Genomic DNA, 13,547 nt, shown 5'->3' on the forward strand with positions numbered 1-13,547 from the left:
TTCTGCATGCAGGACTTCTACGCCACCGAGAGTGCGTTCCTGAGTGTGTGCTTCACCTACAATCTGCTGAGCCTTTACCAACACGCCAGCGCCCCGGAGCAGCGCAAAGCAGGCTTCAAGCGCCCCGCCACGTTACGCGCGGCGGTTTTCATTGGCGGTGCGTTATTGGGGAATCGGAGCCGCACGCCCGTGCTTTACATCGCCCAAAGTTGGGGTGGTCTCGAAAAGCATAAACCGCTGCTGGACAACATTTCACAATGGCCAGGAGCAACTTCGCCGAAGTTGCCGCCCGAGCCACCTAGAGATGAGACAGCAGGCGGCGGACCCGAGCAAAAACACTGCGCCGCTTAGCCCAAAATCATCCAACTTCGGTTTTCGGATTGAAACGTGCGGGGCCGGGGAAAAGGGGAGTTTGGGGAGGGCTGAAACGCCGAAGGGAGGAATGCTCGCAAGACGCCGGGATTTGGCTGAATCCGGAGATTTCACGGCGGCTTTCATTCGCCGCGAGCGTAGCTGGCCGGGCCGCATTGCCAAGAATTGGTTGGGCGGCGGTTTTCAAAGGCACATTGATCCGGGATGGACGCGCAGGTCGTGGGAGTTGTAGCTTCTCGCGTGCTTCCGTGGTTTTCCAACAATTGCTTCCCGCTCTACCTCGCGCCGATGGCCGGGGTGACCGACGTGATTTTCCGCCAGATCTGCAAGGAGCTCGGCGCGGACGTGATGGTCACCGAGTTCGTCTCGGCGGAGGGCATCATGCAGGCGGACGAGCGGACGCGGAAATACACGGAGTTCACCGACGAGCAGCGGCCGGTCGGCGTGCAGCTGTTCGGCGCGGACGGCGAGCGGATGGGCGAGGCGGCCAGGAAAATCATCACCTGGAAGGAGCCGGATTTCATCGATATCAACTTCGGCTGCCCGGTGAACAAGGTGGTCGCGCGCAATGGCGGCTCGTCGCTGCTCAAGGACTGCCCGATTCTGGCAGCCGTCGCGTCCGGAGTGGCGAAAGCGGTGGGCGACCAGGTGCCGGTGACCGCGAAGATGCGGATCGGCTGGGATGAAACCTCGATCAACGCGGTGGAGGTCGCGAAAATCCTCGAGGACTGCGGTATGCAGGCCATCGCCGTGCACGGCCGGACGCGCTCGCAAGGCTACGGCGGCGAGGCGAACTGGGAGGTGATCGACGCGGTGGCGCGGGCGGTGAAAATCCCGGTCATCGGCAACGGCGACATCACCTGCGGCGCGGACGTGCTGCGGCGGCGGGCGGAAACCGCGGTGTCCGGCGTGATGATCGGCCGCGCGGCGATGCAGAATCCGTGGGTGTTCCGCGAGGCGAAACATTTCCTGGAAACCGGCAGGCTGCTGCCGGACGTGCTCGTCGAGGAGCGCTGGGAGTTGGTCATCCGGCATTGCAGGCTGGCGGTGGAAAGCCGCCGGAATGGTAATGAAAAGCAGACGCTCACCGCCATGCGCTCGCGGCTGATGGCGTATTGCAAGGGGTTTGCCGGCGCCAAGGAGCTGCGGCAGAAGCTCTGCCAGGTGACATCGGTCGCGGAGGTCGAGGACCTCGCGGCGCTTTCGCTCGGCAAGGTCGAGCTGGCGGAATTGTGATGGCCGGTCTCGCGGCGGTCGGCGAATTTAACGGCTTGCCGGGTGTGCTGGAAATCCCATGGTCTCCACTGCAACATGCCCGTATTTTTCCTGATCATCGCCTGCGCCTTATGGGGGCTGAGCTTCCCCCCTGATGAAGGTGCTTAATGTCGAGCAAGCGGCCCGCATGCCGGGCGTTTCGAGTTTGTTTCTCGCCGCGTGGCTGCAAGTCGCGCGTTTCGGACTCGGCGTGGCCATCCTTGCGCCTTTCCTGATCGGACGGAAATTCCCGACCCGCCTTGAAATCCGCCAGGGCCTCGTCATCGACTTCTGGGGAGGCAGCGCGATGTGGTTGCAAGCCGACGCCCTCGCCTACACCGAGGCAGGTCTTATCTACACCACCGAGCCGGCCTTCACCGCGATCTACGTTTTGTTTCTGCCAGCCATGCTCGGCGAGTTCATCGGCGGCAGCTATCCTAACGAACATCTTTCCACACAGCTTCTCGTCGGCGGATCGCTGATCCTCGTGGCAAACGTGCTGATGCAGTGGAAACGCCCGCCCCATCTGCCCCCGGCCGGCCCGGTCCCGTGAGCGCTTGCGATCCGCACGCGGTTCAGAACGGCCAGATGATCGGGATCAAGAGGCAGGAAACCACCCAGCAGATGGCATTCAACGGGATGCCGACCTTGAGGAAATCGCTGAAGCGGTAACCGCCCGGACCATAAACCATCATGTGCGTCTGATAGCCCATCGGCAGCGCGAAGGCGGTCGATGCGGCCACCGTGACGGCCATCAGGAAGGGCCGCGGACTCACGCCGATCTCTTGGGCAAGGGTGAAGACAATGGGCACCAGCATGACGGCGGTGGCGTTGTTTGAAAGAACCTCGGTGAGGCAGATGGTCAGCAGAAAGACGAGCCAGAGCAGGACGATCGGCAGGTTTTGAGGCGAAACAAAATGCTCGGTGAGATCCACCAAGGCCCGCGCCAGCCACTCGGCGGTGTGGGTTTCCTTCATGGCCATCCCAAGTCCTAGCAGGCCGTAGAGCATCAGCAGCACCTGCCAGTCGATGCTGGTGTAAGCCTCGCGCGGCGTGATGATTTTCATCCATAACAGCAGCAGCGCGCCGACCATCGCCGCGTAGTGGATCGGGATGATCGGGATGGCGGGGAAAAAGCCGTGCAGGACATCCGTCAGCGTGGCGGTGAGCACGACGCCGATGAGAACGGCCCACGACCAGATCACGTGCGGCGTGACTTTCTTGACGTGGACTTCTGCGGGCAGATCCTCCGGCGAATCGGTGAGGATGAAGTCGCGCGTGGCGTCGAGCGCGTCGAGGTTGTTGAGCGCGGTGATGACCAGCAGGGTGTCGCCGACGTCCAGGGAAAGCTCGGCGATGCGACTGGTGATGTTGACGCCGTTGCGATGGAGGGCGAGCACCACGCAGTTATAAGTCTGGCGGAAATCGGCTTCGGCGAGGGTCTTGCCGAGCAGCGTGGACTCGTCGCGGACCACCAGCTCGGTGACGATGCCGTCCACGGTCGAAAGCACCTGCGCGCCGATGGATTGGAACAGCGTGTCGGGCTTGGCCGCGCCTCCGCGGCGGCGGTGGATGGCGACGAGAAAGCGGTCGTTTTTCTCCACCACGATTTTCGACAAGGGAATCATCAACCGCGCGCCCCGGCGCCGGACTTCCATCACGTGGATGCCGATGGCGCGGTCCGCCAGCGGAGTCTCGGCGAGCGGCTTGCCCACGAGAGGAGAATTTTCACCGATGAGAAGATGATAGAGAGGCGAGGTGCGGCTGTCGATTTCCAGCGCGCCGGTGATGGACGAGCGGGCGGGAATCAGCTTGGGGCCGAAAATCGTCAGGTAGGCGATGCCGCAGATGGCGAGCGGAATCCCCAGCGGCGCGAGTTCGAACATCGTCATCGGCTTGATCCCCATGTCGCGGAGGGTGCCGTTGACGAGAATGTTGGTGGAGGTGCCGATCAACGTGCTGCATCCGCCGAGGATCGAGGCGTAGGAAAGCGGCATCAGCAGGCGCGAGGCGGCGATGTTTTTCGAGCGGGCGAAGCCGAGGGTCACCGGCAGCATGATGGCGACGATGGCGGTGTTGTTCATCCACGCGCTGAAAAACGCGGTGATCACGGAGAAGGCGAGGATCGCCATCCGGGTGTTGCCGGAAAGCCGGTCGCGCAGCATCCGGCCGATGTGATCGACCGCGCCGGATTTCTCCAGGCAGCCGCCGATGACAAACAGCGCGGCGATGGTGAGCGGCGCCTCGTTTCGGAAAACATCGGTCATTTTCCCGGGATCGACCAAGCCGAGCGCCACCACCAGGCAGAGCACCGAAAGCGCGATGACATCCGGCGCCGCCCATTCGCGGATGAAGGCGATGAGGGTGATCACGATAACCGCCAAGGTCAGGCCGATCTGAAGAGTCATGAAATAAAAGGCCCCGCGTGAGGCGCGGCGACCCTTGAATGGCCCGGCGCGGTTTGGCAAGGTCAGGATAACGGAAAATGGCCGGCACGTGACGCTGTCGGGGCGATCACTTGCCGTGCCGCGGGACACTGCGGCCGGTGCGGCGGGATTCGTCGAGCAACGCCTTGAGGGCGGCGGCTCGTTCAGGCGTTTTTGCGACGAGATTGGTGGTTTCGCCGGGGTCCTCGGCGAGATTGTAGAGCTGGCCTGGCGCGCCGGGTGCCTGGTCGGGGATCTCGAACGCGCGCAGGGCGGGGTAGGTTTTGAGGGAGTTTCCGCCCGAGCCTTTGTGATCGAGGTGTTTCCACGGGCCCTGGCGGATCGCGAGGCTGAGATTCCACGTTTGGTGCAGGGTATAGGGGCGTGTCGGTTTGTCTTGTCCCAACAGCAGCGGGCGAAAGCTGGCGCTGTCCTCGCCGGCGTTCTCCGGCAGATCGGTGCCGGTGATTTCCGCGGCGGTGGCCAGAATGTCGGTGAGGCAAACGGTGCGGGAGGAGACGCTGGCGGCGGGGGTGATGCCCGGCCAGCGGGCGATGAGCGGGATGCGGTGGCCGCCTTCCCAGTTGTCGCGCTTCATGCCGCGCCATGGCCGGGCTCCGTCGTGTTGGTGTTGGCCGCGCATGGCGAGCACGGTGCCCACCTCCGGGCCGTTGTCGCTGGTCACGAGCACGAGCGTGTTGTCCGCCATGCCGAGGCGGTCGAGGGTGTCGAGCAGGGAGCCGACCGTCGCATCGAACTGGTGGATGAAGTCGCCATGCGGACCGGCTTTGGATTTGCCGCGGTAAGCGCGTCCCGGAAACGATGGCAAGTGGACGGCCTGGGCGGAATGGAGCAGGAAAAACGGCTGGCCCGCGCGCTTGGCGGCGTGTTCCTCCAGATAGGCGATGCTGCGCTTGAGAAAGACCTCATCCACTTCCTGCATGTCGAAATCCGGCGCGATGAGTCCCTCGCGGCAGTCGAAGGCCCACGGATGATCCGGCAGCGTTTCGCGGTCTAATGATTTAACAGGCGGCACCGGCACGCGGTCGCCCTCGATCCATGCGTAGAGCCAGTCGGTGGTGGGACAGCAGGCGGTGCCGAAAAACCGGTCGAATCCGCGTGCCAGCGGGCCGTCGGGGATAGGGCGGGAGAAATCCGCCTGCCTGACGGCGTCCATGCCATGGCCACGCACGGGTTTGCCCTCGTGATCGAGAAAGGTCAGGCCGATGTGCCATTTGCCGAAGAGCGCGGTGTGGTATCCTTGCCCGCGCAGCAGGCCGGGCAGGGTGAGGCGGTCTTTCTCGATCAGGCAGGGGCCTTCCACCCCGGTGAACACGCTGCCGGTGTAGGGAATGCGGAAGGCCATGCGCCCGGTGAGCAGGCTGTAGCGCGAGGGCGTGCAAACGGTGGCCGGACTGTGGGCGTCGGTGAAACGCATGCCCTCGGCCGCCAGCCGGTCCAGCCGCGGAGTCGGGACCTTCGCCTCGGGATTGTAACAGCCGACGTCGCCATAGCCGAGGTCATCGGCGAGCACGATGAGGATGTTGGGTTTCGCGGGGATGCTCTCCGCCGCGGTCGCCGCGAGAGCCGTCATGGCAAGGCACACGGCCGGGATGCTCACGGTGCACCGCATGCTGGTGGATAGCGGGATTCTAGCGATTTGATGGATTCTCATGAATTCGTGGGAAAAGCGGCTTGGTGTCATGCATCGTGTTGAAAATAACCATCGCGGTTCTTGTCCAAGACAATCATCCCGAGCTGCCAGAGCAAGCTTGCGTGTGGAAGGAATGAAGAACGGGGTTTGTGCAAACGGCCGGCAGCGGCTATGCTCGGGCATGCCGCGCCCCCGCATCTCGACGAATCTCGCCATCTCGGCGGACGGGAAGATTTCCTCATCGCCGGCCCGGCCGTCGGGCTGGACCTCGCGCGACGACCACGCCCGGCTGCTGGAATTGCGGGGAAATGCCGACGCGATCCTGGTCGGGCGCGGCACGCTGGAGGCCGACCGGATGACGCTGACGGTGCCCGGAAAAGCGGTGCAACCGCTGCGCTGCGTCGTTTCGCGGTCGGGCAAGCTCGATCCGGCGCACCCGGTTTTCAGCAAACCCGGGGGCGAGATCCACCTGCTCGTCACCGGCGATTTCGCGGGTGATGTGGAATTAAATGTCACGGTCCACCGCCAAACGCTCGCGGGATTTCTCGAAACGCTGGCGACCGAGCACCACGTCCGCCATCTCCACTGCGAGGGCGGCGGCGAGCTGGTCCGGGCACTGGCGGAGCTGGACGTGATCGATGAATTCCACCTCACGCTCGCCGGACACACGCTGTTCGGCGGCTTCGCGGCCAGCACGGCGACCGGGATTCCCGCGGAGTTTCTGCCGAAATCGGTCGGTTTTGAAATCAGCCGCTTCGACCCGCGACCGGCGACCGGGGAGTGCTTTCTCAGCTACACGCGCGGTTGATCCGCCTCAATGCGCCGGCTTATCCGCGTGTTCCGCAGGTGCCGCGTGTTCGTCATGCGCGGCGGCGTGATTTTCATTGAGCTGCTTGGTGCCTTGGGGGCCCTCGAATTCATGGCGCTCGCAGGAAACGGCAAACAAGGAAACGGTCACAAGCAGGATCGAGAATGATTTCATCGCGCCGCTTCAATAGCCAGTCGCCGCCGAAACGCAACCCCCAAGGCGGTGGAAATTCACGGCCGCGCCAGCCAGCCCGCCACCGCGCGGGCGGCGCGTTGGTGAGCGCCTTTTCCACCGAGCTTGGCCGACGTTTCCGCGAGCCGCGCCTGCAAGGCTTCGCGCTTGGCCGGGGAGTTCAGAAATTCTTTCAACGAGCGCGCCACCGCCACCGGCTCCGCCCGCGCCTGGATCAATTCCTCGACCACGCCTTCCCCGGCGAGAATGTTGACCAGACCGATGTGCTCGATTTTCACCAGCACCCTCGCCAGCAAATAGGTGAGGGGAGCGACCCGATAGACGAGGCAATACGGCAGCCCGTAATACGCGGCCTCCAGCGTCGCGGTGCCGCTGGCGATCACCGCGCAGCAGGCCCGCTGCATCAGCGAGTGGCTGCCGCCGGTGGTGACCGTGATCAGATCCGCCGCCCCTGCCTCCGCCATCAGGCCGCGGATCTGCTCGGCCAGCTTCGCGGACGCTGCGGGGACTTCGAATTTCAAAGCGGCGTCGGAGGATTTCAGCAGCTTCGCAGTGCTGATCATCATCGGGAACAAGCGCGCGACTTCCCGTTCCCGGCTGCCGGGAAACAGGCCGACGAGCCGCTCGTCGCGTTGCGCGCTCGGAAGGCGTTTTTCCTCCAGCTCGTCCACCAGCGGATTGCCGACGAAGGTCGATTTCAGGCCGGCGTTTTGGAAAATCGGCGGCTCGAAGGGAAACAGGCAGAGCACTTCATCCAGCACCCGCGCCATCACCGGAATCCGGCGCTTGTTCCAGGCCCACACTTTCGGGCTGATGTAATAAATGATCCGGGTCTGCGGGCACTCGCGTTTCACGGCCTCGGCAAAGCGAAGATTGAAGCCCGGATAATCGATCAGCAGGAGCAGGTCCGGCTGGAATTTTTTCAACTCCGCCAGCATTTCGGCGAACCGTTGTTTGAACCAGCCGTAGCGTTTCAAAACCTCCCAGACGCCCATCACCGCGGCGTCCTCGATCCAGTCCCGCAAGCCCGGCCCGGCGATCTCCGCCATTTCGGGGCCGCCCGCGCCGTGGATTTCCAAGTCCGGCACCATTTCCACCAGGGAACGCAGCAATCCCGCCCCGTGCGCATCCCCGCTCAGCTCCCCCGCGACCACGTAAACCCGTTTCGACATGCGGCGGCAGGCTAGGCAAGCCGCCCGGTTCTGGCCATTAAAAACCCACCCGCCGCCCCGGACTCGCCCCCAATTCGCGGAAATCGGCAAACTTCCCGAGTTCCGCATTGATTTCGACGCCACTGCCGCTTTGATCGGCCCCCGCAGCTTTGCGCATCCCCATCATGTCCGCCGATCTCACCGAATCTCCCGTCCCGCTTGCTGAAATTTCACAAGGCCCCAACGCTTTCGAAGCGTTCCTCGACCGCAATCAGAAAGGCATCGTCGTTTTTGCCATCCTTCTCGCCATCGGAGCCGTGGCGCTGGTGATTTACCGCGGCGTGGAAACCAGCCGCCAGCAAACCGCCGGTGCCGCACTCACCAAGGCCGAAGACCTCGCCGCGCTCCAAGCCGTCGTCGCCGAACATGCCGGCACCACCGCCGCCGGCAGCGCGATGGTCCTCCTCGCCAACAGCCAATGGACCGCAGGCAAGCAGGACGACGCAGTCGCCACCCTGCGTAAATTCATCGCCGACTCGCCCGAGCATCCGGCGATTCCGACCGCCAAAGCCAATCTCGCTTCCAAGTTGATGGCCCAAGGCAAATCCGGCGACGCCGCGAAAATCTTGGAAGAACTCGCCGCCGATCCGGCCGCCAGCTTCATCGCTCCCTTCGCCCTCATTTCCCTCGGCGACATTGCCAAGAACGCCGGCGACCTCGAAAAAGCCGAAGCCTCCTACACCAAGGCGAAAAATGCCGACACCAGCTTCGCCGACACCGCCAACCGCCGCCTGGCCATCTTGAAGACCAAGCCTCCGGTTGAAATCGAGCCGCCGCCGGCACCACCCGCTGCGGCCGCACCAGCGGATCCGTCGGCTGCAATCAAAGCCGCTCTGCCACCCGGAGTGACCATCACGCCTTCCGCTCCGAAAGCAGAAATTCCGGTTGCGCCCGAGCCGTAAACCTTGCATCAGTTTGACATCATCATAACTCCAACCATAGTTTCCTCCCGTGTTTAAAAAAGTAATCGGCCAAGACAACAGCGAATCCCAGCGGTCCGCTCCACCCCTTCCGGAAATCCGCCACCCGGAGCCAGTTTCACCCGCCTACGGCTCGCCCGCAGTCCCGGCAGCCCGGCCCGCGCCCGCCGCCACCCGCAATTTCCTCTCCACCGACGTGGAAATCAAAGGCACCGTCAAGTTCACCAACGACCTCGTCGTTGACGGCAAAATCGAAGGCGAAATCTCCTCCGACGGCAATCTCACCGTCGGCGAAAACGCCCGCATCAAGGCGGAGATCAAAACCGCGACCGTCGTCGTTTACGGCAAGGTTCACGGCAACATCACCGCCGCCGACCGTGTCGAACTCAAGGCCAGCGCCGAAGTCATCGGCGATATCAAGGCCAAGTCCCTCGCCATCGAGGCCGGCGCCATTTTCGTCGGGAAATCCACCGTCGGCACCCCCGCCCAGGCGGTCGCGGCCGCCCAGCCCGCCGCCGCCCAACAGCCGGCCGCTAACAAAGTCGCTCCGGCGCCCGAGCCCCCCAAACAAGGCACCCTTGCCGGCACCTCCCTCTAACTTGTCGAAGCGGCTTCCTTCGAAATCCCATCCATACTGCCATGGCCGATGAGCCCCAGCGCCATCGCATCGAGGTAGCTTGCCCGGAGTGCGGGAAACTGCAGTTCGAGCCCGCACTCGTGGTTTCCACGCAATGCCGGGCCTGCCGCGCCAATTTCCAGGTCCGCGAAGGCAAAGGTGTCGTTAGGAAACACCCGGTCACCCGGCTCGCCGTGCCGCGCAAGGATTCCGACCCGGAACCCGAGCCGCCGCCGCAAGCGCCCGCGCAGCCATTCCTCCGCCGCGGCCCCGTCGTGCCGGTGCCGCAGTCCTTCCTGATGCGGCTCTTCAACCCCGCCAAGCCGCCGCGCGAGATCACTTGCTTCGGCTGCGGTCACTCTTACTCGACTGTCGGCGACGCCCAGTCCAGCCAGTGCCCGAAATGCAGCGGCTACATCAGCCTGCTCAGTTACGACATCACCGAGCACTGGAACCGCCGCATCCAGACCTGTGGCGACGTCGTGATCCAGAAATCCGGAACAGTCTCCGGCGTCACCCTCAAGTGTCACAACCTAACCGTCCTTGGCGAGCTCGCCGGCTCGGTCGAATGCTCCGGCGACCTGATCATCCGCAGCCACGGCAAAATCACCGGCGACGTCCAATGCCGGAACCTCCGCGTCGAAAAAGGCTCGCGCGTCGAGTTTCTCAATCCCGTCACCGCCGCCAGCGCCTTCATCGACGGCAACGTCCGCGGCCAGATCTCCTGCTCCGGCCCCGTCACCCTCGAAAAGCGCGCCCACCTTCAAGGCCTCGTCCGCACCACCTCGCTCATTGTCAAACCCGGCGCCAAACACACCGGCACCATCGAGATGATCCCCGAGCCCGTCGCGACTTCTCCTATCTGAAATTTCAAATTTCAAATTTCGCCATGCCCGCCGCCCTCGATCTCAAGGAGGAAATCCTCGCCCTCAAAAAGGCCCGGAACGCCGTCATCCTCGCCCACAACTATCAGACCGGCGACATCCAGGACGTCGCAGACTATGTGGGCGACTCGTTAGGCCTCGCCTATCATGCCAAGGACACCGATGCCGACGTCATCGTCTTCTGCGGCGTCCACTTCATGGCCGAGACCGCCAAGATCGTGAACCCCGGAAAAATCGTCGTCCTCCCGGACGCCGACGCCGGCTGCTCGCTCGAACAATCCTGCCCCGCCGACCAGCTGGAAGCCTTTCTCAAGGCGAACGCGGAAAAGAACTACTACGTCATCGCCTACATCAACTGCTCCGGCGGCGTCAAAGCCCTCTGCGACGTCATCGTCACCTCCGGCAACGCGGTGAAAATCGTCAACCTCGCGCCCGCAGATAGACCCATCCTTTTCGTCCCCGACGAAAACCTCGGCGCCTGGGTGATGGAGCAGACCGGCCGCAAGATGGACCTGTGGAAAGGCAACTGCTACGTCCACGTCGAGTTCACCCGCGACTCGATCAACAAGATCAAAGCCGAATACCCGGACGCCCTCGTCGTCGCCCACCCCGAGTGCACCCAGGCCGTCCGCTTGTTAGCCGATGAGGTTTGCTCGACCGAGAAAATGGTGAGCTACTGCAAGAACGCGCCGGTCAAGGACATCATCGTCGTCACCGAGAGCGGCATGCTCCACCGCCTGCGCAAGGAGTGTCCGGACAAGAACCTCATCGCCGGCCCCACCGACCGCTGCGCCTGCGCGGACTGCCGCTACATGAAAATGAACACCCTTCAGAAACTCCGCGACTGCCTGGACACCCTCCAGCCCCGCGTGGAGATGGAGGAATCCCTCCGCGCCCGAGCCGAGCTGCCGTTGCAGCGGATGCTTGAGCAGTCGAAGTGACGTGGTTATCGCGGTCCTACCAACGGACCGCGAAATTCATTTCGCCTCTTGTGTTCATCCCGCCATGGAGTGGATGAACAATCTTCAGATCAAGCTCAGGGCAACACTTCAAGCAGTCTTCCCACCAAGTGCTGGCGCCGCTGGCGGGGCTTCCCTGTTCCCGCAGTCCATGCACCGGGGACGGCCTTCACTCGCGCTTCCATCTTCCAGGAAACGCGGCTCGAACAAGGGTTCCAGCACCCGAACCTGCGCATGATGGACCACCCGGTCGCGGAAGGGCGCGGGCGCTGAACTCGAATTGCGCGGCGGTGAAGAGCTTGCGGTCCTTGGCCATGCGGACGGTCCAGCGCAGCACATCCATCGCTTGTTCCGACAGCCGCTGGCCGAGCACGAAGCGCTGGCTCTTGGGGAAGTTCTCCACGCGCTCCAGCAGCCATTTGGAGTAGTCATACCATTTTACCAGCACGACGGGGGCTTCGGGACCAAGTGGCTTCATTTTGTGCAAACAAATTTCGTCCGCCTGCGGCGGAGGGGTTTGTAGCGGCGTCTCTATGAGCGTCGCAGCCAGTGAGAAAGAGCTTACGCGCTTCTTCACTCGCTATCGACGGTCGCAGACCGCCGCTACAACCCTCCTCATTGGCCTGCGCTTTCGGCGAGAGCGCGCCACCTACGAAGAGGAAGAAAAAGGGTGAAAGAGCAAAAGATCAAAGGGGAGAACGACGTCTTCTGGTAAGCAACGCGCTAGCTGACAACATCGTCAACAGGCCTGCTGAGGTCTCGGGGACACTGGCGACACGAAACCCGATGAGGAAGTAATGGTTCGAGGGCGCGTCGTCGAGGCGGTAGGACGCGGGCAGGAAGTCGGAGTTGCTGCCCCACGCGCCGCCACGCAGCCCGCGCGACGAACCACCAACCACGGCATCGTTCCACTCCTTCACGTTCCACGCCTGGTCGTTGGTCCCATACGCGCTGTCCGAATTCAGACCATACGCGCCGACATTCGTGATTGCCCATGACACGCCTCCCGTGTAAATCGCGTATCCATTCGCATCGCCGTAATTCGCCGCGCCCGCCACACCGATGTCGTTGGTCGTGATCGTATCGCTCTGCGTCGCCTGCGCCCAGTAGCCGCCGACTTCGGCACCGCCCTTGTTCGGGGCATAATGCGCTGCCTTATACCACTCGCTCTCGCTCGGTATCCAGACCGTGGCTCCCACGTTCTTGGTGATGGCGCCGCTGGTCGCGCCATTCAGCGTGTAGGCTCCCGATTCCGCCGTGAGTGCCGCACCCGCGTCGGTCTGCTGGCCGTTCTGCAGCCAGTTGCAAAAACGCGCCGCATCGAACCAGCTATCGGCCTGTTGCCGCTGTCCGCCGCCACGGAATAGGTGAAAGCGCCGGATGAACCGCTCCGCGAAATGCCGTTGATGCTGCTGGTGGTCATGAACGTGCTGTAGAGCCCGTAGCTGTCGGTCTTGGCCGCCGCATTAAGGAACTCGGCATCCTGCGAGATGGTCGTCTCGTTCTTCGCGATGCTGTAGGCGTAAGCCACCGCGCCGTAGACCGAGCCCGTCGCCGCGTCGTTCGCGTTGTTGATGTTGCCGACGAGCATGGAGTCGAATGCCCGTGTCACCCTTTTAGCGTTTCCCATCCCCGCCCGCGTCGCCTAGCCTCCGGTCGAAATGAAAGCCGACTCCCTCCGCGCCGCCATCCGTGACGTCGTCGATTTCCCGAAACCCGGCATCATCTTCAAGGACATCACCCCCATCCTCGCCGACGGCAAACTCTTCCGCGAGTCCATCTCCCTGCTCTGCGAAACGGCGGGCGACGTGAAGATCGACAAGGTTGTCGGCATCGACGCCCGCGGCTTCATCTTCGCTGCCGCCGTTGCCGACCGCCTCGGCGCGGGCTTCGTCCCCGTCCGCAAAAAGGGCAAGCTGCCGTGGAAAACCCGCCAGACCGCCTACTCGCTCGAATACGGCGACTCCATCGTCGAGCTCCACGAGGACGCGATCCTCCCCGGCGAGTCCATCCTGCTCGTCGATGACCTGCTAGCCACCGGCGGGACCGCCGCCGCGGCGGTGAAACTCCTCGACGAACTCGGTGCCAACATCGTCGGCATCTCCGTCCTCATCGAGTTAGGTTTCCTCCAGGGCCGCGCCAAGCTCGCGCCTCACCCGGTCCACGCCATCCTCAGCTACTAAACTCTTTTGCGCCGCAACAGCAGCGGCGTGGATAACATTGGCATGACGATCATGGAAGGTTCAGGGAT

At 63.3% G+C, this 13,547-nt stretch carries 16 protein-coding genes; 9 read left to right on the top strand and 7 right to left on the bottom strand.

What is annotated here, in order from left to right:
• The 3 genes from AC4DF4_RS07305 to AC4DF4_RS07315 form a co-directional block, all read left to right on the top strand.
• The coding region (locus AC4DF4_RS07305; protein WP_490047458.1) for a hypothetical protein at positions 1–351 on the top strand (351 nt) is incomplete at its 5' end.
• Between the two features lie 261 nt (positions 352–612).
• Positions 613–1,608 carry a tRNA dihydrouridine synthase DusB gene (dusB, locus tag AC4DF4_RS07310; RefSeq protein ID WP_490047459.1) on the top strand — a complete coding sequence of 332 codons (996 nt, stop codon included), beginning with the start codon at positions 613–615 and terminating at the stop codon, positions 1,606–1,608.
• A 133-nt stretch (positions 1,609–1,741) separates the two neighbouring features.
• Positions 1,742–2,179 (top strand): hypothetical protein, encoded by a 438-nt coding sequence (locus AC4DF4_RS07315; protein WP_490047460.1) that lies wholly within the window; start codon positions 1,742–1,744, stop codon positions 2,177–2,179.
• A gap of 22 nt (positions 2,180–2,201) precedes the next feature.
• Here the strand turns inward: AC4DF4_RS07315 and AC4DF4_RS07320 are convergent, their stop codons facing one another.
• Together AC4DF4_RS07320 and AC4DF4_RS07325 are read right to left on the bottom strand one after the other, a co-directional pair.
• Positions 2,202–4,034 (bottom strand): SLC13 family permease, encoded by a 1,833-nt coding sequence (locus tag AC4DF4_RS07320; RefSeq protein WP_490047461.1) that lies wholly within the window; start codon positions 4,032–4,034, stop codon positions 2,202–2,204.
• A 106-nt stretch (positions 4,035–4,140) separates the two neighbouring features.
• On the bottom strand, positions 4,141–5,727 hold the full coding sequence (locus tag AC4DF4_RS07325) for a sulfatase family protein (protein WP_490047462.1): 1,587 nt from the start codon (positions 5,725–5,727) through the stop codon (positions 4,141–4,143).
• 160 nt (positions 5,728–5,887) lie between these two features.
• Between AC4DF4_RS07325 and AC4DF4_RS07330 the strand changes: the two genes are divergently transcribed.
• Positions 5,888–6,514: a RibD family protein gene (locus AC4DF4_RS07330; RefSeq protein ID WP_490047463.1), complete on the top strand. Its 627-nt coding sequence runs from the start codon at positions 5,888–5,890 to the stop codon at positions 6,512–6,514.
• A gap of 6 nt (positions 6,515–6,520) precedes the next feature.
• On the opposite strand, the gene AC4DF4_RS07335 is transcribed toward AC4DF4_RS07330, so the two are convergent.
• The gene (locus tag AC4DF4_RS07335) at positions 6,521–6,688 is read right to left on the bottom strand and encodes a hypothetical protein (RefSeq protein ID WP_490047464.1); all 168 of its coding nucleotides are present in this window, start codon (positions 6,686–6,688) and stop codon (positions 6,521–6,523) included.
• A gap of 56 nt (positions 6,689–6,744) precedes the next feature.
• Positions 6,745–7,878 carry a lipid-A-disaccharide synthase gene (gene lpxB, locus AC4DF4_RS07340; RefSeq protein WP_490047465.1) on the bottom strand — a complete coding sequence of 378 codons (1,134 nt, stop codon included), beginning with the start codon at positions 7,876–7,878 and terminating at the stop codon, positions 6,745–6,747.
• A gap of 164 nt (positions 7,879–8,042) precedes the next feature.
• On the opposite strand from lpxB, the gene AC4DF4_RS07345 reads away from it, so the two are divergent.
• Genes AC4DF4_RS07345 through nadA form a run of 4 tightly spaced genes read left to right on the top strand, consistent with a single transcriptional unit; the run spans position 8,043 to position 11,278 of the window.
• Positions 8,043–8,819: a tetratricopeptide repeat protein gene (locus AC4DF4_RS07345; RefSeq protein ID WP_490047466.1), complete on the top strand. Its 777-nt coding sequence runs from the start codon at positions 8,043–8,045 to the stop codon at positions 8,817–8,819.
• 49 nt (positions 8,820–8,868) lie between these two features.
• Positions 8,869–9,435: a bactofilin family protein gene (locus AC4DF4_RS07350; RefSeq protein WP_490047467.1), complete on the top strand. Its 567-nt coding sequence runs from the start codon at positions 8,869–8,871 to the stop codon at positions 9,433–9,435.
• Between the two features lie 41 nt (positions 9,436–9,476).
• Positions 9,477–10,319 (top strand): bactofilin family protein, encoded by an 843-nt coding sequence (locus tag AC4DF4_RS07355; RefSeq protein WP_490047468.1) that lies wholly within the window; start codon positions 9,477–9,479, stop codon positions 10,317–10,319.
• Between the two features lie 23 nt (positions 10,320–10,342).
• Positions 10,343–11,278: a quinolinate synthase NadA gene (gene nadA / locus AC4DF4_RS07360; protein WP_490047469.1), complete on the top strand. Its 936-nt coding sequence runs from the start codon at positions 10,343–10,345 to the stop codon at positions 11,276–11,278.
• A gap of 187 nt (positions 11,279–11,465) precedes the next feature.
• Here the strand turns inward: nadA and AC4DF4_RS07365 are convergent, their stop codons facing one another.
• The 3 genes from AC4DF4_RS07365 to AC4DF4_RS07375 form a co-directional block, all read right to left on the bottom strand.
• Complete coding sequence (locus AC4DF4_RS07365) at positions 11,466–11,774, bottom strand: four helix bundle protein (RefSeq protein ID WP_490047470.1); 309 nt, start codon at positions 11,772–11,774, stop codon at positions 11,466–11,468.
• A 208-nt stretch (positions 11,775–11,982) separates the two neighbouring features.
• Positions 11,983–12,594: an SUMF1/EgtB/PvdO family nonheme iron enzyme gene (locus AC4DF4_RS07370; RefSeq protein WP_490047490.1), complete on the bottom strand. Its 612-nt coding sequence runs from the start codon at positions 12,592–12,594 to the stop codon at positions 11,983–11,985.
• Positions 12,528–12,887, bottom strand: a complete 360-nt coding sequence (locus AC4DF4_RS07375) for a hypothetical protein (protein WP_490047471.1) — start codon at positions 12,885–12,887, stop codon at positions 12,528–12,530. The genes AC4DF4_RS07370 and AC4DF4_RS07375 overlap by 67 nt, the downstream gene beginning before the upstream one ends.
• A 70-nt stretch (positions 12,888–12,957) precedes the next feature.
• Between AC4DF4_RS07375 and AC4DF4_RS07380 the strand changes: the two genes are divergently transcribed.
• Complete coding sequence (locus tag AC4DF4_RS07380; protein ID WP_490047472.1) at positions 12,958–13,479, top strand: adenine phosphoribosyltransferase; 522 nt, start codon at positions 12,958–12,960, stop codon at positions 13,477–13,479.
• The last annotated feature ends 68 nt before the right edge of the window (positions 13,480–13,547 follow it).

Source organism: Luteolibacter sp. (genome assembly GCF_058122085.1).

What these genes read in the sequence shown, in the direction of transcription:
- AC4DF4_RS07335 (WP_490047464.1), bottom strand. Translation starts at nt 6,688, where the DNA reads ATGAAATCATTCTCGATCCTGCTTGTGACCGTTTCCTTGTTTGCCGTT.
- AC4DF4_RS07320 (WP_490047461.1), bottom strand. Translation starts at nt 4,034, where the DNA reads ATGACTCTTCAGATCGGCCTGACCTTGGCGGTTATCGTGATCACCCTC.
- AC4DF4_RS07355 (WP_490047468.1), top strand. Translation starts at nt 9,477, where the DNA reads ATGGCCGATGAGCCCCAGCGCCATCGCATCGAGGTAGCTTGCCCGGAG.
- AC4DF4_RS07380 (WP_490047472.1), top strand. Translation starts at nt 12,958, where the DNA reads ATGAAAGCCGACTCCCTCCGCGCCGCCATCCGTGACGTCGTCGATTTC.
- AC4DF4_RS07345 (WP_490047466.1), top strand. Translation starts at nt 8,043, where the DNA reads ATGTCCGCCGATCTCACCGAATCTCCCGTCCCGCTTGCTGAAATTTCA.
- AC4DF4_RS07330 (WP_490047463.1), top strand. Translation starts at nt 5,888, where the DNA reads ATGCCGCGCCCCCGCATCTCGACGAATCTCGCCATCTCGGCGGACGGG.
- AC4DF4_RS07315 (WP_490047460.1), top strand. Translation starts at nt 1,742, where the DNA reads ATGAAGGTGCTTAATGTCGAGCAAGCGGCCCGCATGCCGGGCGTTTCG.
- lpxB (WP_490047465.1), bottom strand. Translation starts at nt 7,878, where the DNA reads ATGTCGAAACGGGTTTACGTGGTCGCGGGGGAGCTGAGCGGGGATGCG.
- AC4DF4_RS07375 (WP_490047471.1), bottom strand. Translation starts at nt 12,887, where the DNA reads ATGCTCGTCGGCAACATCAACAACGCGAACGACGCGGCGACGGGCTCG.
- nadA (WP_490047469.1), top strand. Translation starts at nt 10,343, where the DNA reads ATGCCCGCCGCCCTCGATCTCAAGGAGGAAATCCTCGCCCTCAAAAAG.
- AC4DF4_RS07365 (WP_490047470.1), bottom strand. Translation starts at nt 11,774, where the DNA reads ATGAAGCCACTTGGTCCCGAAGCCCCCGTCGTGCTGGTAAAATGGTAT.
- AC4DF4_RS07325 (WP_490047462.1), bottom strand. Translation starts at nt 5,727, where the DNA reads ATGAGAATCCATCAAATCGCTAGAATCCCGCTATCCACCAGCATGCGG.